Source organism: Rhodococcus sp. GQ147 (assembly GCF_059759155.1).
The window spans coordinates 109,335-125,822 of sequence record NZ_JCAXDU010000004.1; the positions used below are offsets into that span (position 1 = coordinate 109,335).

At 70.4% G+C, this 16,488-nt stretch carries 15 protein-coding genes; all 15 read right to left on the minus strand.

Annotation, left to right across the window (positions count from 1 at the left end; genetic code table 11):
- Positions 1-233: 233 nt before the first annotated feature.
- A complete protein-coding gene (locus AC6CID_RS06495) occupies positions 234-506 on the minus strand; it encodes a hypothetical protein (RefSeq protein ID WP_006554130.1) in 273 nt (90 codons plus the stop codon).
- A gap of 63 nt (positions 507-569) precedes the next feature.
- Positions 570-1,424: a DivIVA-like cell division protein Wag31 gene (gene wag31 / locus AC6CID_RS06500; protein ID WP_006554131.1), complete on the minus strand. Its 855-nt coding sequence runs from the start codon at positions 1,422-1,424 to the stop codon at positions 570-572.
- A 151-nt stretch (positions 1,425-1,575) separates the two neighbouring features.
- Entirely contained in the window at positions 1,576-1,866 is a 291-nt protein-coding gene (locus AC6CID_RS06505; protein ID WP_006554132.1) for a YggT family protein, read from the minus strand.
- 156 nt (positions 1,867-2,022) lie between these two features.
- Complete coding sequence (locus tag AC6CID_RS06510) at positions 2,023-2,685, minus strand: cell division protein SepF (RefSeq protein ID WP_006554133.1); 663 nt, start codon at positions 2,683-2,685, stop codon at positions 2,023-2,025.
- A 32-nt stretch (positions 2,686-2,717) separates the two neighbouring features.
- Complete coding sequence (locus AC6CID_RS06515) at positions 2,718-3,452, minus strand: YggS family pyridoxal phosphate-dependent enzyme (RefSeq protein WP_033097606.1); 735 nt, start codon at positions 3,450-3,452, stop codon at positions 2,718-2,720.
- Positions 3,449-4,195, minus strand: coding sequence for a peptidoglycan editing factor PgeF (gene pgeF, locus AC6CID_RS06520; RefSeq protein WP_498353710.1), 747 nt, complete (start codon positions 4,193-4,195; stop codon positions 3,449-3,451). The genes AC6CID_RS06515 and pgeF overlap by 4 nt, the downstream gene beginning before the upstream one ends.
- A complete protein-coding gene (gene ftsZ, locus AC6CID_RS06525; RefSeq protein ID WP_498353711.1) occupies positions 4,192-5,427 on the minus strand; it encodes a cell division protein FtsZ in 1,236 nt (411 codons plus the stop codon). Before ftsZ ends, pgeF begins: the two co-directional genes overlap by 4 nt.
- A 245-nt stretch (positions 5,428-5,672) precedes the next feature.
- Positions 5,673-6,446 carry a cell division protein FtsQ/DivIB gene (locus AC6CID_RS06530; RefSeq protein ID WP_498353712.1) on the minus strand — a complete coding sequence of 258 codons (774 nt, stop codon included), beginning with the start codon at positions 6,444-6,446 and terminating at the stop codon, positions 5,673-5,675.
- The gene (gene murC / locus AC6CID_RS06535; RefSeq protein WP_064061522.1) at positions 6,443-8,011 is read right to left on the minus strand and encodes a UDP-N-acetylmuramate--L-alanine ligase; all 1,569 of its coding nucleotides are present in this window, start codon (positions 8,009-8,011) and stop codon (positions 6,443-6,445) included. The genes AC6CID_RS06530 and murC overlap by 4 nt, the downstream gene beginning before the upstream one ends.
- Entirely contained in the window at positions 8,008-9,162 is a 1,155-nt protein-coding gene (gene murG, locus AC6CID_RS06540) for an undecaprenyldiphospho-muramoylpentapeptide beta-N-acetylglucosaminyltransferase (protein WP_033097602.1), read from the minus strand. Before murG ends, murC begins: the two co-directional genes overlap by 4 nt.
- Positions 9,159-10,646 carry a putative lipid II flippase FtsW gene (ftsW, locus tag AC6CID_RS06545; protein WP_498353742.1) on the minus strand — a complete coding sequence of 496 codons (1,488 nt, stop codon included), beginning with the start codon at positions 10,644-10,646 and terminating at the stop codon, positions 9,159-9,161. Before ftsW ends, murG begins: the two co-directional genes overlap by 4 nt.
- An 80-nt stretch (positions 10,647-10,726) precedes the next feature.
- Positions 10,727-12,217, minus strand: a complete 1,491-nt coding sequence (gene murD, locus AC6CID_RS06550; RefSeq protein ID WP_498353713.1) for a UDP-N-acetylmuramoyl-L-alanine--D-glutamate ligase — start codon at positions 12,215-12,217, stop codon at positions 10,727-10,729.
- 2 nt (positions 12,218-12,219) lie between these two features.
- Positions 12,220-13,299: a phospho-N-acetylmuramoyl-pentapeptide-transferase gene (gene mraY / locus AC6CID_RS06555; protein WP_006554142.1), complete on the minus strand. Its 1,080-nt coding sequence runs from the start codon at positions 13,297-13,299 to the stop codon at positions 12,220-12,222.
- On the minus strand, positions 13,296-14,837 hold the full coding sequence (locus tag AC6CID_RS06560; RefSeq protein WP_498353714.1) for a UDP-N-acetylmuramoyl-tripeptide--D-alanyl-D-alanine ligase: 1,542 nt from the start codon (positions 14,835-14,837) through the stop codon (positions 13,296-13,298). Before AC6CID_RS06560 ends, mraY begins: the two co-directional genes overlap by 4 nt.
- Positions 14,834-16,459: a UDP-N-acetylmuramoyl-L-alanyl-D-glutamate--2,6-diaminopimelate ligase gene (locus AC6CID_RS06565; RefSeq protein ID WP_498353715.1), complete on the minus strand. Its 1,626-nt coding sequence runs from the start codon at positions 16,457-16,459 to the stop codon at positions 14,834-14,836. Before AC6CID_RS06565 ends, AC6CID_RS06560 begins: the two co-directional genes overlap by 4 nt.
- Positions 16,460-16,488 lie beyond the last annotated feature (29 nt).

Here is a 16,488-nt window from a genome sequence, read left to right on the forward strand (position 1 = left end):
TCTCGGCACGGGGACGATCGCCGTGCGCGTGCACGGCCACCGCGGTACCACCCCGCTTGCTCGTCCCGGGGGACGGCCACTCGTTCGGGCTGTGACGGGCCCACCCGTCCGGTTCTACTGGGCGACCGGCAACGTCGCCGTTCTTCCGGAGGCTCCCCGGTGATGGCCGGATCGACGCCGCCCGCGATCGCGGGATCGAGCTTCACGCTCGGTGATGCATATTGTAGGACGCTTCAGCGATCCGAAGAATTCCGGTCGCCGCGACGCCGGCGCGATGCACGCCGACCGGGACGTCCGCCCGAGGCTCCGGCCTGCCCGACGGAACGGGGATCGGCCCACTCACCTTCGGCCGAACTCCGTCCGCCGAGCGTGCTCGCCAGCAGGAGCACCGCTCCCACGACGCACACCGCGATACAACCCCATGCCCAGAGCACCGAACCGGTCATCAACGCGATCACGAGAAGACCGAATCCGACAGCTGCGAGTACCAGCGTGACGACGAGCACGACGCTCCTCCTCTACCGAGGTACAGCACCAGGCCGTACAGCACCAGCCGGAGAGACCGTCGGTCAGCTGTTGCCCTTCGCGAAGGACGACGATCCGAACGACGACGACGAGTTGGACTGGTTGAACACTTCCTGTCCACCGTCCACCGGAACGGCGGAACCGCGCTGCTCGAGCTCTTCGAGCTGCGACTCCAGATAGGACTTCAGGCGCACCCGGTATTCACGCTCGAACGTCTTGAGCCGCTCGATGCGCTCCTCCAGCACCGAACGCTGCTGGTTGATCGTGGCCATGATCTCGGTGTGCTTCTTCTCCGCGTCCGCCTGCAGCGCGTCGGCCTTCTCCTTGGCCTGACGCAGCTGGGTCTCCGAACGGGTGCGGGCATCGGCGAGCATCGCGTCGGACTTCTGCCGCGCGTCGGCGATCATCGCCTCGCTGCGGGTGCGGGCGTCGGAGACGAGCTGCTCGGAGTTGGTCCGAGCGTTGCGCACGAGCTCCTCGGCCTCGGCCTTGGCGTCGCCGGTGAGGCGGTCGGCCATCTCCTGCGCGAGCCCGAGGACCTTGGCGGCCTGCATGCTCGCGTCGCCGCTCGACGGCGCAGCGGCGACCGGGACGGGTGCCGGAGCCGGCGCCGGGGCGGGTTCCGGCTTGGGTGTCTCGACGACACGCGCGGGTTCGGGTTTGGACGGGGCCGCCGGCGCGGACGACGACGCGCTGCGCGGCGCCTTCTTGGCTTCGGCAAGCTCCTGGTCGAGTTCGGCGACCCGCTGACGCAGGTCGGCGTTCTCCTCGATGAGGTTCGTCAACTCCTGCTCGACGAGATCGAGGAAGGCGTCGACCTCGTCCTCGTTGTAACCACGCTTCCCGATCGGAGGCTTGCTGAACGCGACATTGTGCACATCAGCTGGTGTCAGCGGCATGGAAGGATCCCTTCACGCGTCGAGTAAGCGGTCAAGCAGGCGTTCTGAGTAATCGACAGTGCGTTACGCGTATCAAAACCCACTGTATATGGCACTCCATTGTGGCACACGGCAGCTCCGGGACGGCTCGACCCGACGTCCGACGCAGGCATCATGCTGCGCCGCCCCTGGGCAGGAATGCCATGAGGAAATACACGATGAACAGCAAGACCATGATGGACAGATCGAGCCGTACACCACCGAGATTGAGCGGCGGAATCAGTCTCCGCAGCAGCTTCACCGGCGGATCCGTGACCGTGAAGATCGCCTCGAGAACGACGACCACGAAGCCGGACGGCTTCCACTCCCGCGCGAAGGTTCTGATGAACTCGACGATGATCCGCCCGATCAGCAGAAGCCAGAAGATGAACAGCAGGAACCACAGCACCTCGAAAACGGCCACCTGCCCACAATGCCCGACGATGACGGGTCGATCAAAACCGAAACGCCCGGCCTGCAGTGATCTGCATCATGGCCGGGCGTGTCGGAACACTCGAGGGACGGCGACGGGCATGCCACGAGGGACGTGCCGTGTGCACGCCCGCGCAGCGCGCGTCGACTACTGCTGGTTGTAGAAGCCGGTCTCGGCGATACGCCGCCGTTCCTCGGCGGAGACGTCGATGTCGGCGGGCGAGAGCAGGAAGACCTTCGTGGCCACCTTGTCGAACGAACCGCGCAGCGCGAAGGCGAGCCCGGCCGCGAAGTCCACGAGTCGCTTGGCGTCGGCGTTGCTCATCTCGACGAGGTCCATGATGACCGGCGTTCCGTCGCGGAAACGCTCACCGATCGTGCGCGCCTCGCTGTAGTCGCGGGGGCGCAACGTGGTGATCTTGGACAACGGACCTCCCTCGTCGAAGAGCGCACCACGCCGGGGCTCGGCGCGCTCGAGCCGGCTCTCCGCCGTCAGTGGTGCACGGCTGGGAACCGCGCGGGCCGGGGTGGGCGCCGGACGGGGACTGCGAGCGGTGATGGGTTCGACCCGCGGACGCGGTGCCGGCTCGTATCGGTCGAACTCGTCGTGCTCGAACTCGCGAACCGGTTCCTCGCGGTGCGACGGGGCGTACTCGTCGCGATGCGACGGCGCGTAGCCGCCATAAGTGGCCTCGCCGTAGTCGCGATCACGGTCGCGGCGGCCACTCGCCGGATCGTCGAGGTACTCGTCCTCGTAATCCTCGAGCGGCACCATCCCGAAGTACGCCTTGAACTTGTGGAGTGTGCTCATCGATCGCCTTTCCCTCGCGCGGCGGATGTCATTCAGGCTAACGGTCGATACCCCAAGACCGCCGTTCCGACACGCACGCACGTCGAACCCCATCGAACCGCGTGCTCGAGGTCACCCGACATGCCCGCGGACAGCTCCACCGCCGCCGGGTGGTCCTGCAGCAACCGTGCATGCATGGCGTGAAGCTGCTCGAATGCCCGCTCGGGCTCCCACCCGAGCGGCGGCACTCCCATCAAGCCTCCGAGTTCGAGGACCTCGGACGCGGCGACCGCCTCGGCGAGGGCGGGAAGATCCTCGGCGACCACGCCGCCGCGCTCCCGGTCGCCGTCGAGGCTGACCTGCAGCAGTGCCCGCAGCGGTACGGTGCGTTCGCCGGTGTCGAGGGCGGCCCGCGCCCCCTTCTCGAAGGCCTGCACGAGACGGAGACTGTCGACCGAGTGCACCGTGTGCGCCCAACGGGCGACGGCACGGGCCTTGTTGCGCTGCACCCGACCGATCATGTGCCACTCGACCGGCGCGTCGACGCTCTCCCGGAACACGGCGATCTTCGCGCTTGCCTCCTGCTCGCGGGACTCGCCGAAGCGTTCGCATCCCAGCTCGTGGAGGAGCACGGCGTCGGAGGCGGGAAAGAACTTTGTGACAGTCAGCAACGCGACGTCCGACGGATCGCGTCCGGCGGCGCGCGCCGCGGCGTCGAGCCGCTCGCGTACGGCGGCGAGACGTCCGGCGAGTTCGTCGCGCCGCTCCTCGGAGGTGGGGGGGCTCACGCCGTTCCCTCCTCGCCGGCCTCCTCGAGCCAGACGACCGAGGCGAACCGCCCCGTGGGTGCCGAACGCCGGTGGCTGAACAGCGAGGTGTCCTCGATCGTGCAGCGCGGATCCTCCACCACGGCGGTCACGCCGTGATCGGCGAGCTGGCGGCGCAGTCCGGCACGCAGGTCGAGTCCGGGAGTACCGCGATCCGTGCGGGTCGCGCTGCCGGGCAGGTGTGCCTCGACATCGGCCCTCATCGCCGCGGGCACCTCGTACTGCCGGCCACTCGCGGCCGGTCCGAGCAGCGCACCGATGCGATCGGGGCGGGCGCCGAGATCGACCATGACGTCGAGCACGCGCGGGAGGATCCCGATGCGCGCCCCCACCCGGCCGGCGTGCACCGCGGCGATCACCCCGGCCACCTCGTCGGACAGCAGGATCGACACGCAGTCGGCGCTGAGGGTCACGAGCGCGAGCCCGGTCTCGCGGGTGACGAGCGCATCGGTGGCGGGAACGGGTTCGGACACCGTCCCGTCGACCACGGTGACGTTGCGGCTGTGGATCTGTTCCATCCAGACGAACCGCTCGGGCGGCAACCCGATGACGGACGCGAGCCGCCGCCGGTTGGCAGCGACTGCGGCCGGGTCGTCACCGACGTGATCGGCGAGGTTGAAACTGTCGTACGGAGCTGCGGACACCCCGCCGGCTCGTGTGGTCACGACCCGGCGGGCGCGCAGCAGGCGGTGCGGAGCCGTCAACGGCGCATGAAGATCGGCACGTCGACGTCGTCGTCACCGTCGTCGTCGATGTCCACGCTGCGGGGTGCGTTGCCGCCTCCGGCCGGCGGCTGGCTGCCGACGGGGGGCTGCTCGCGCACGGGGGTGGTTTCGACGGTCTCGCGCTCGGGACGGCCGAGTTCGCCGGCGCGCGCGACGCCGATCGCACCGGGCCGACCGGCCGGCTGCTGCTGCTGCTGAGGCGGAGGCTGCTGTTGCGCCTGCCCCTGCTGCTGCTGGCCGACCTCGACGGGACGGCGGGCAGGCGTTCCGCCCTCGAAGCCCGCGGCGATGACGGTCACGCGGACCTCGTCGCCGAGCGAGTCGTCGATGACCGTGCCGAAGATGATGTTGGCGTCGATGTGCGCGGCCTCCTGCACGAGCGAGGCAGCCTCGTTGATCTCGAACAGGCCGAGATCGGATCCGCCGGCGATCGACAGCAGCACCCCGCGCGCGCCTTCCATCGACGCCTCGAGCAGCGGCGAGTTGATCGCGGCCTCCGCGGCCTTGATCGCACGCCCCTCGCCGCGCGACGAGCCGATGCCCATCAACGCGGAGCCGGCACCCGACATGACGCCCTTCACGTCGGCGAAGTCGACGTTGATCAGACCCGGTGTGGTGATGAGGTCGGTGATGCCCTGGACACCGTTGAGGAGCACCTCGTCGGCGGAGCGGAAGGCGTCCATGAGACTGACGGCGGCGTCGCCGAGCTGGAGGAGCCGGTCGTTGGGGATGACGATGAGCGTGTCGCAGGACTCGCGCAGCGTCTGGATGCCGGTGTCGGCCTGACTGCCGCGGCGCTTGCCCTCGAACGAGAACGGACGCGTGACGACACCGACGGTGAGCGCGCCGAGCTTGCGGGCGATGCTCGCGACGACGGGAGCGCCGCCGGTACCGGTTCCACCACCCTCGCCTGCGGTCACGAAGACCATGTCGGCGCCCTTGAGTACTTCTTCGATCTCGTCCTTGTGATCCTCGGCGGCCTTGCGGCCGACCTCCGGGTCTGCGCCGGCGCCGAGTCCGCGGGTCAGTTCGCGGCCGACGTCGAGCTTGACGTCGGCATCCGACATGAGCAGGGCTTGCGCGTCGGTGTTGACGGCAATGAACTCGACTCCCTTGAGTCCCTGCTCGATCATGCGGTTGACCGCGTTCACGCCGCCACCGCCGATACCGACGACCTTGATTACGGCGAGGTAGTTGTGCGGGGGCGTCATGTGCTCTCGCCTTCCTGAAGTTCCGGGTGGTGCATGGTGTCCGGGTGGTGCTGGGTCTGGGTCTGACTCGATGTCGGTCACGTCCGCCGGTCGGGCGGACGGCTCCGCAGCGCGCTGCCCCGACAAACCCTCAACCACAGCTTGAAGGTTATGTCAAGTAACGCGACTGTCCGAAACGCTATGGCACGGGTACCGAGATTAGCCAGTAGACGCGCCGGACACGCCGGACGAATTTCGTCGATCCCTCACCTCACCGTCGGCAGGTCGGGACTCGCCACGTCGAATCGCTCCCCCGGCTGTGTCAGCAGCGGGCCGACGACCGCCGCCTTCCGCTCGGAACGATCGGTTCCACCCCACACCACGACACGCCCGTCGGTGAGGACGATCGAGATGTCGGACGGGGAGGGCGCTTCGACCGTCTCCACCTGCACGCGCAGGTCGGGCGGTAACTTGTCGAGCACCTCCACGGCGGCGCGGGTCGCGGAATCGCCGGTGCCCGGCGTCGGAGTGACGAGACGGGGAGTGAACATCGGAGGCGGCTCGACCGCGAAGTCCACTCCCTCGATGTCGACAGAGTGGGTGCCGTCGGGGGCGTCGAAGAAGACCATCGCCTCGCGCTCGGTCACTGTCACCCGGACGGTGGAGGGATAGACCCGCTGGACCCGGGCCGACGCCGCACGCGGAATCGTCGCGACCCGCTGGGCCGCCGCGGCCGTGTCGACCCGGAGCAGCGGCGTGCCCTCGGCGACCGCGAGCGCGTCGACCACCTCGTCGTAGGTGACGACCTCGATCCCGTCCACCTCGATCACCCGCACGGACAGCAACGGCGACAGCCACGCCACCGCGATGGCGCCGAGGAACACCGCGACGACAGCCGCCCCTAGCAGTACCGTCCGCAGGCGCACCGACCGCCCGGACGGGCGGCGGGCAGTGCTGCGTTCGCGGGCTTCATCGGGCTCACGCGGTTCGCGTGGCGGTCGTCCGCGACGGCGGCGCGACGAGACGGCGGCGGGCGTCACGAGCTGATCGGTCCCGGTCCGGAACCGCCGGGTGCGCGGAATCCGCCAGGCTCGGGAGCCGCCCCGGCCGGACGGAAGCGACCCGGTTTGCTGTGGAGCGCGTCGAGGATCTGCCGGCCCAGCATCGTTACGTCACCGGCACCCATCGTGATCACGACATCACCCGGCCGGGTCAGACGCGCGACCTGCCGCGGCACCGCGGACAGATTCGGCTGGTAGTGCACAGGCTTGCTCACCGCCCGCGCGACCAGCGCACCGCTCACACCCGGGATCGGTTCCTCCCGGGCGCCGTAGACGTCGAGCACCACGACCTCGTCGGCGAGGTCGAGAGCCTGCCCGAACTCGGTGGCGAACGCCTCGGTGCGCGAGTAGAGATGCGGCTGGAAGACGACGATCACGCGGGGCCGTTCGGTACCCGTCTCGGTGTAGCGCAGCGGCTCTCCCGCCACGAGTTCGGCCGCGGCCGCAAGGACCGCGCGGACCTCGGTGGGATGGTGGGCGTAGTCGTCGAACACCCGCACACCGTGTTCGCGGCCGGTGTACTGGAACCGCCGGTGCACACCACCGAAACCGGCGAGGCCTTCCAGCGCCTCGTCGACCTGCGCTCCGGCTTCGAGCGCGGCGAGCAGCGCGGCGAGAGCATTGAGCGCCATGTGCCGGCCGGGGACGGACAGTCGCACGGTGCGCGGCGAATCCTCACCCGCGAGGTGGAACTCGGCGACGCCGCCGACATCCTTGGCCTCCCAGCCGAGCAGCCGCACCCCGACGGGAACGCCGCGGTGGTCGCCCACGGTGCCGATGACGTCGGCGGTGCCGTAACCCTGCACCCGCAGGTCGTCGCGGCCGAGGGCGACGACGCGCTCGGCGAGGGCCGCCGAGCCGGGGTCGTCGAGGCAGACGACGAGCAGGCCGCCGGGGGCGATGCGGGCGACGAACTCGTCGAAGACCGCCGTGTACGCCTCCGGCGTGCCGAAGTAGTCGAGGTGATCGGCCTCGATGTTCGTGACGATCACGGTGTTCGGGTCGTACTGCAGCAGCGAGCCGTCGCTCTCGTCGGCTTCGGCGACGAAGACGTCCCCGCTGCCGTGGTGGGCGTTGGTCCCGGATTCGTTGAGTTCACCGCCCACCGCGAAGGACGGATCGAGGCCGCAGTGCTGCAGCGCGACGACGAGCATCGACGTCGTGGAGGTCTTGCCGTGGGTGCCGGAGACCAGGAAGGTGCGGTTCCCTCGCATCAGCGAGGCGAGGACCGCGGGTCGCAACAGGATCGGGATGCCCCGCTCGCGGGCGGCGACCAGTTCGGGATTGTCCTTCGGGATAGCCGCGAACGTTGTGACCAGGGCGGTAGGACCACCCTCCAGCAGGTCGAGAGCCTCGGCGGCGTGGCCGATGCGGACCTGCGCGCCGCGGGCCCGCAGCGCGAGCACACCGCGGCTCTCCTTCGCGTCGGAACCCGATACCTGTCCCCCACGGGCGAGCAGGATCCGGGCGATGCCCGACATCCCGGCACCGCCGATACCGACCATGTGCACCCGCTCGAGTTCAGCGGGTAACTGCGCACTCATCGTTCACTCCTGTTCGGTTCCACTCCGGCAACCTCGAGCACTATGCGCGCCATCTCGTCTGCGGCGCTGCGGTGACCAGCGGCCGCGGCGCTGCGCCCCATCTCCACGAGTCTCCGCTCGTCGCCGAGCAGCGACACCACTTCCGTGGCGACATAGTCCGAAGTCAGGTCGCCGTCGGCGACGATCCTGCCACCGCCGGCCTCGACGACGGGGCGGGCGTTGAGTTCCTGTTCACCATTCCCGTGCGGGAGCGGCACGTACACGGCGGGCAGACCCACCGCCGAGACCTCCGCGACCGTCATGGCCCCGGACCGGCAGACCACCGCATCGGCGGCGGAGTACGCGAGGTCCATCCGTTCGAGATAGGGCACGGTGACGTACGGGGCGCGGGCGTGACCGACATGGGCGGGGATGTCCACGGTGTTCTTCGGTCCGTGCGCGTGCAGCACCGCGATGCCGGCCTCCGCGAGTGCCGAGGACGCGCCGGACACGGCCTCGTTCAGCGAGCGTGCACCCTGCGACCCACCGAAGACGAGCAGCACGGGTACGTCGTCGGGCAGACCGAAGTGCCGGCGTGCCTCCGCGCGCAGCCCGGCGCGGTCGAGACCGGTGATCGACGAGCGGACCGGGATCCCCACGATCTGCGCGTCACCGCGCCGGACGATTCCCGAGCGCGGGACGGCGGCGAGCACGCGCTCGGCCCGCAGGGCACCGATGCGATTGGCGATGCCCGCACTGGCATTGGCCTCGTGGACGACGACCGGGATGCGCCGGCGTCGACGCAGCGGACCGGCTCCGGCCGCGAGATAGGCGGGCAACGCGACGTACCCGCCGAAACCGACGACGACGTCGGCGCCGACCTCGTCGAGGATCTGCCTGGTACGGCGCACCGACGAGACCACCCGGCCGGGAAGTCTCAGCAGGTCCACCGTCGGCTTGCGGGGCAGCGGCACCGGTGGGATGAGTTCGAGGGGATATCCGCGGCGCGGCACCAGCGTCGTCTCGAGTCCCCGTTCGGTGCCGATCGCGGTGATCCGCGCGTCAGGCACGAGCGCGCGAACGGCGTCGGCCACCGCGAGTGCCGGTTCGATATGACCGGCCGTGCCGCCTCCGGCCACCACCACCGACAGTGCCGGCCTCTCCCCACTCACCTACGGTTCCCCCTCTCTCCGCTTCGTCCGTTCGATCCGCGTGTCGTGCGGTTCGTCTGCTGCCGGCCGCGAGCCGGTTCGCGTGCAGGTTGTGCACGCCGGGCCCGGCCGGTCCCCTCCCGGGGTTCCGTCCGGCCTGCCGATGTCCGGCGGTCCGTCGCGGCTCCCCGTTGCCGCTCGTTCGGTGCGGGGGACTGCCGCTTGCGCGATCCCCCACCTTTCGACGCGGGGCGGGCACTGCGCTCGGGCGCCGCGGCCCGCGCTCGCGGCTGTCGTGCTGCGACCGTACGCGCCGCCGAGGAGCGACCGGCCCGGTAGGCCTCCGGCTTGCGCAGGCGCAGCAGCCGCGCGAACCGGCCGTCCTGACCCGCGTGCAGCGCGGCGATGGCCTCGGGTTCGTGTCTGGCTGCGTTGGCGATCAGGCCGAACATCAGCAGGGTGGTGGCCGTCGAGGTACCACCGGCCGACACGAGCGGCAACTGCAGGCCGGTCACGGGCAGCAGTCCCACGACGTAGCCGATGTTGATGAAGGCCTGGCCGATGATCCACGTCGTCGCCGTCGCAGTGAACAGGCGCAGGAAGGGGTCGGCCGAGCGCATCGCGATCCGCAGTCCGACATAGGCGAACAGACCGAACAGGCCGATGACGGCCACTCCACCGAGGAAGCCCAGTTCCTCACCGATGATCGCGAAGATGAAGTCGTTGTGGGCGTTGGGCAGATAACTCCACTTCGCGCGGCTCTGACCGAGCCCGCGACCCCACAGGCCGCCGTCCGCGAGGGAGAACTTCGCCTGTCGCGCCTGGTAACCGGCACCCTGCGGGTCGTCGCCGGGGTTGAAGAAGGCCCGCACACGCTGCGAGCGATAGCCGGCCGTCAAGGCCAGGATCACCGCGAGTGTGGCGGCCGTGCCGACGATCCCGAGGAACACCTTGAGCGGCAGTCCCGCGAACCACAACAGGGCGATCACGATGATCACGATCGAGACGGTGGTGCCGAGGTCGGGCTGGAGCACGATCAGGCCGGTCACGAGCAGGGCGGCCGGGACGACCGGGACGAGCATCTCGCGCAGCGTCGAGTTCTCCCCACGCCGGGAGGCGAGCAGGTGCGCACCCCACACGGCAAGGGTGATCTTGGCGATCTCCGCCGGCTGCAACGAGATACCGGCGATGACGAACCACCCCCGGGTGCCCTGCGAGACCGTACCGATGCCCGGTATGAGCACAAGCACGAGCAGCACGACCGAGAACGCGAACGCCGGGAAGGCGAAGCGTCGCATCACCCGGACCGGGATCTGCAGCGCGATGTAGAAGATCACCATGCCCAGGACGGCGAAGATCGCCTGGGAGGTGAACAATCCGTAGGCCGATCCCGCCGCGGCCACCGCGCCGACGCTCGACGACGACAGCACCATGACGAGGCCGAGCACGGTGAGCAGGACGGCGATCGTCACCACGAGATGGAAGGACGCGAGCGGTCGCGCCATCCAGGCCCCGAACCGGCCGCGTACTCCGACCACCGGCTCGTCGGTGTTCGCCCCTGCTCGGGTCGCTCCTGCCCGAGGGGTCACGGTTGCGTCCCGCCCCCGCGGAGTTCCTCGACCGCGGACGCGAAACTCCGGCCGCGCTCCGCGTAATCGGCGAACATGTCGAGCGATGCCGCGGCCGGGGCGAGCAGCACCGTCTCCCCCGGCGAGGCGAGTGCGGCCGCTTCCCGGACCACCACGCGCATCGCGGCAGGACCGTCGACGCCCGGTGCCACGGCCCTCCTCACCGAAGACGTGTCGGTCTCGCTCGTCGCATCGGTCATCGCTTCATCGTCGCCCGTGTCCACGACGACGACCGGGACCTGCGGGGCGTGTCGCGCCAGCGCGTCGGCGATGTCGCCGGCGTCGCGGCCGAGCAGCACGGCTCCGGACAGTCGCGGCGCAACCTCGGCGACCAGGTCGTCCACGCGGGCGCCCTTGAGCAGACCACCGGCGATCCACACCACGCGGTCGCGGGCGAGCAGCGAACTACGGGCCGCGTGCGGATTGGTCGCCTTCGAATCGTCGATGTACTCGACGCCGTCGACCTGCCCGACCGGCGCGGCGCGGTGCGGACCGACGCGGTGCCGTCGCAGGCCGTCGTGCACCGCCGAGGCGGGCACGTCGATGGCCCGGGCGAGGGCTGCGGCCGCGAGTGCGTCGGACAGTCCGGCGGGGCCGGGCGGCGTCACGTCGTCCACCCGGGCGAGCACGGCGGAATCGGCGAACGCCCGGTCGACGAGCAGTTCGCCGCTGATCCCGAGTTCGCCTTCCTGGGGATAGCCCAGGGTGAAGCCCACGGTGACCACGGCAAGGGACCGGTCGCCGAGACCACCGGCGATCGGGTCGTCGAGACCGATGACCCCGACGGCGCCGGTGAGCGCACCGAGTTTGGCCTCGATGTAGTTCTCGATGCCGCCGTGCCAGTCGAGATGGTCCTCGGCGATGTTGAGCACGACGCCGGCCTCGGGCCGAACCGAGGGCGCCCAGTGCAGCTGGAAGGACGACAACTCGACGGCGAGTACGTCGGCCCGCGGTTCGTCGCGGCGCAGGGCGTCGAGCACGGGAAGACCGATGTTGCCGCACGCGACGCTGCCGAGGCCGGAGGCCTCGAGGATCGCGTGCAGCATCATGGTCGTAGTGGTCTTGCCGTTCGTCCCGGTGACGGCCAGCCACCGACGGGCCGGTCCGTAGACCTCGGCGCGGTCGATGCGCCAGGACAGTTCGATGTCGCCCCAGATGGGGATCGCCGCGCCGGCCGCGCGCGAGAGCAGCGGGGCGTCGGGCGGGAATCCGGGACTCGTGACCACCAGGGCGAACTCGCGCAGCGCAGCGGGGTCGTCGACGAGACTGTCGAGGTCGACCGTCCGGGCGCCGAGCGCCGCGCACTCGGCCAGTGCCCGCTCGTTGCGGTCGGTGACGGTGACGTGGGCGCCGAGATCGGTAAGGGGTTCGATCGTCGCGCGGCCGGACACCCCTGCCCCGGCGACGAGCACCGCCCGTCCTCTGAGCCGTTCGAGTTCGTCGTTCACGGTCAGTCCCCGATCGCCGCGAGGTATTCGCTGTAGAAGAGGGCCAGACCGATCGCCGAGGCGATGGCGGCGAGCAACCAGAACCGGATGATCACCGTGGTCTCGGCCCATCCGCCGAGTTCGAAGTGATGGTGGAAGGGTGCCATCCGGAACACCCGCCTGCGGCTGGACCGGAAGACCGCGACCTGGATGACCACCGAGGCGGCCTCCGCGACGAACAGCGCGCCGATGACCACCATGAGCAGCTCGGTGCGGGTCGTGATGGACAGACCGGCCAGCATGCCGCCGAGCGCGAGCGAGCCCGTGTCGCCCATGAAGATCTTGGCCGGTGCGGCGTTCCACCACAGGAAGCCGATGCAGGCGGCGGCGCCGGCGGCGCACAGCAACGCGAGATCGAGCGGATCACGGACGTCGTAGCACCCGGCGGTCGGCTCCACGGCGCACGCGTTGCGGTACTGCCAGAAGGTGATGATGACGTAGGCGCCGAGCACCAGCGCCATCGAACCCGCAGCGAGACCGTCGAGACCGTCGGTGAGGTTCACCGCGTTCGACCATGCGCTGACCAGCAGATAGACGAACAGGATGAACACGATCGAGCCCATCGAGACCGTGGCGATGTCGCGCACGTAGGACAGATCGGTGCTGGCCGGGGTGAGACCGTCCGCATTGCGGAACTGCAGCGCGAGGATGCCGAAGCCCACCGCGACGACCAGCTGGCCGACCAGCTTGGCCGTCTTGTTCAGACCGAGATTGCGCTGCTTGCGGATCTTGATGAAGTCGTCGAGGAAGCCGACGCCGCCGAGCGCCGTCGTCAGGCCGAGCACGAGCAGACCCGAGGCCGTGGGACCTTCCGCGTCGTATCCCGTACCGATGAGATGCGACCCCCAGTAACCGGCCCACAGACCGGCGAGGATCGCGACGCCGCCCATGGTGGGGGTGCCGCGCTTGGACTGGTGGCTCTGCGGGCCCTCGACCCGGATCTCCTGCCCGAAGCCCTGCCGGGAGAACATCTTGATCAGGAGGGGGGTGAGCAGGATCGAGACTGCGAGCGCGATGCCCGCCGCGAACAGGATCTGTCTCACCGGGCGTCCTCCGTCCCCACAGCAGCGTCGTTGTCTCCGGCACCGGGGTCGTCCGCGAGGACGGCCTCGGCGACGGTCCACAGTCCCACGGACTGCGATGCCTTCACGAGCACGATGTCGCCCGGTTGCAGTTCGTCGCGCAACAACGCGATCGCGGCGTCGGCATCGGGTACGTGGCTCGCTTCCTCACCCCACGATCCTTCCATCACGGCGCCCTGGAACAGACCCCGGACCGGTCGCGTGGCACCGACGGCGATGATGCGGGTGACGTCGAGGCGCACGGCGAGGCGCCCGATGGCGTCGTGGGCGACGACGGCGTCGTCCCCGAGCTCGGCCATCTCCCCCAGCACCGCGAAGGTGCGCCGGCGATCCGGACCGGACCGCGCCATGGTGACCAGGGCCTTCACGGCTGCGCGCATGGAATCGGGATTGGCGTTGTAGGCGTCGTCGATGACGGTCACCCCGTCGGATCGGGTCTGCACCGCCATGCGGTGCGCCGAGACGGGACCCGCCGTCGCGAGCGCCTCGGCGGCCTGCTCGACCGTCGCACCGCACTCCACGGCGACGGCGATCGCCGACAGGGCGTTGCCGATCTGGTGTTCGCCGTGCACGGCGAGCCGCACGGGCACGCGCCGCTCCTGTCCGTCGGCGCCGGGGACGACGGCGGTGAAGGAGGCACGCGCCTGGTCGTCGAGGTGGATGTCCTCGGCGCGATAGGCGGCACCGGACCCGGTCCCGACGGTCACCACACGACCGGTGGTGCGGGTCGCCATCTTCGACACGAGGGTGTCGTCGGCGTTGAGGATCGCCACTCCCCCCGCGGCGGCGCTGGGCAGCGCCTCGACGAGTTCGCCCTTCGTCTCGGCGATGACCTCCTGCGAGCCGAACTCGCCGAGGTGTGCGGTACCGACGTTGAGCACGACACCGATCCGCGGCGGGGCGATGCGGGTCAGGGTCGCGATGTGCCCGGGGCCCCGCGCCGACTTCTCGAGGACGAGGAAGCGAGTGGATTCGGTGGCGCGCAGCGCGGTCCAGGGGTGGCCGAGTTCGTTGTTGAACGAGCCGGGCGGGGCGACGACCTCACCGAGCGGTGCGAGCACGGCGGCGATCATGTCCTTCGTGGACGTCTTGCCCGCCGAACCGGTGACACCGACAACGGTGAGGCCGGCGCCGGTGAGCGTGTCCACCACGGTGCGGGCGAGCTTCGCGAGGCCGGCGAGCACGGCCGCGCCGGATCCGTCGCTGTCGTGTTCGAGCGCGAGGGCGTTGGTCTCGGTCGGCGGAATCGGCGGCACGACGATCGCGGGCACACCCACCGGCCGTGCGGCCAGGACCGCCACCGCACCGGCGGCGACGGCGGCCGCGGCGTGATCGTGGCCGTCCGAGCGCGCACCGGGCAACGCCAGGAACAGGCCACCGGGACCGATCCGTCGCGAGTCGAACTCGACGGAACCGGTCACCTCGGCGGACGGATCGTCGACGTCGTGCAGGGTGCCCCCGACGACCTCCGCGATCCGAGCCAGTGTCATCGGGATCATGCCTTGCCTCCGTGATGCGAACCGCCCGCAGCAGGCGGATGGTCACCGTCGGGTCCTGCGGTCCGGTACTTGTCGAGAGCTGCGCCGAGGACCTCGCGGTCGTCGAAGGGGTGCTTCACTCCGTCGATCTCCTGCCCCGTCTCGTGGCCCTTGCCGGCGACGAGGACGACGTCGCCCGGGCGGGCCCACGCGACCGCGGCGTCGATCGCCGCGGCGCGATCGCCGATCTCGAGGATCTCGCCGCGTTCGGCCGCCGGGACGGAGTGTGCACCGTCGAGGACGGCCGCGCGGATGGCGGCGGGGCTCTCGGTTCGCGGGTTGTCGTCGGTCACGACCACCAGATCGGCGGCCCGCGCCGCGACCTCGCCCATGATCGGCCGCTTCGTCCGGTCGCGGTCGCCGCCCGCACCGACGACGACGGCGATGCGTCCCTCGGTCGCGGCGCGCAGGGTTCCGATGACCGCTTCGAGCGCCGCGGGCTTGTGGGCGTAGTCGACGACGGCGAGGAAGTCCTGACCGCGCTCGACCCGTTCGACCCGGCCGGGCACCGCGACATCGGCGATACCGCGGATCGCGGCGTCGATGTCGGCGCCCACCTCGGCGCAAAGCGCTACAGCGAGAGCGGCGTTGGTGACGTTGTAGCGGCCCGGCAGGCCGACGGTGGCGCAGCGGGCGATCCCGTCCGGACCGGTCAGGGTGAACTGCTGCACTCCCGTCTCTTCGGGGACCTCGTCGGTGACCGTCCAATCGGCCGCGGCGCCGGCAGCGTCACCGTCGCCACCTGTGGTGACCGTGCGGACTGCGGTCGCGTCGTCGCGGCCCGCGCGCGCGACCTCGGCCATGCGACGTCCCCACACGTCGTCGGTGCACACCACCGCGCGGCGGGCCCGGACCGGCGAGTCCTCGGCGAACAGCCGGGCCTTCGCGCCGAAGTAGTCGTCGAGGTCCTTGTGGAAGTCGAGATGGTCCTGGGACAGGTTGGTGAACCCGCCGACGGCGAACTCGGTGGCGTCCACGCGACCGAGTGCGAGGGCATGGCTGGAAACCTCCATCACGACCGTGTCGACACCGCGTTCGCGCATGACGGCGAACAGGGCGTGCAGCTGCGGCGCCTCGGGTGTCGTGAGGCTGCTCGGCACGCGAATGCCTTCGATCCGGGTCTCCACGGTCCCGACGAGACCGACGACGCGTCCGGCCGCGACGAGGCCTGCCTCGACGAGATAGGACGTCGTGGTCTTACCGGACGTGCCCGTGATGCCGATGACCTGCATGCTCCGGGAGGGGTGTCCGTAGACGGTGGCCGACGCCGCCCCCAGCGCGACACGCGGTTCGGGATGGACGAGGACCGCGACCGAATCGGAGGTGGCCTCGGCGACGAGGTCGCGACCGGCCTCGTCGGTCAGCACGGCGACCGCTCCGCGTTCGAGCGCGGTGCCCGCGTAGGAGGCGCCGTGGGCGCGCGCGCCGGGCAGCGCGGCGAAGACGTCGCCGGGGCGGATGCCCTGGGCGCGCAGGTCGATGCCGGTGATCGCGGCCGCGCGGGCCGCATCCTCTCCGGCGGCTGCATTGACGATCTCGACGCGCGCCCCGATGGCGTCGGCGAGAACCGAGATCTGCGTCATCGGTGGGTGCTCGGGTCTCCGCCCCTCCT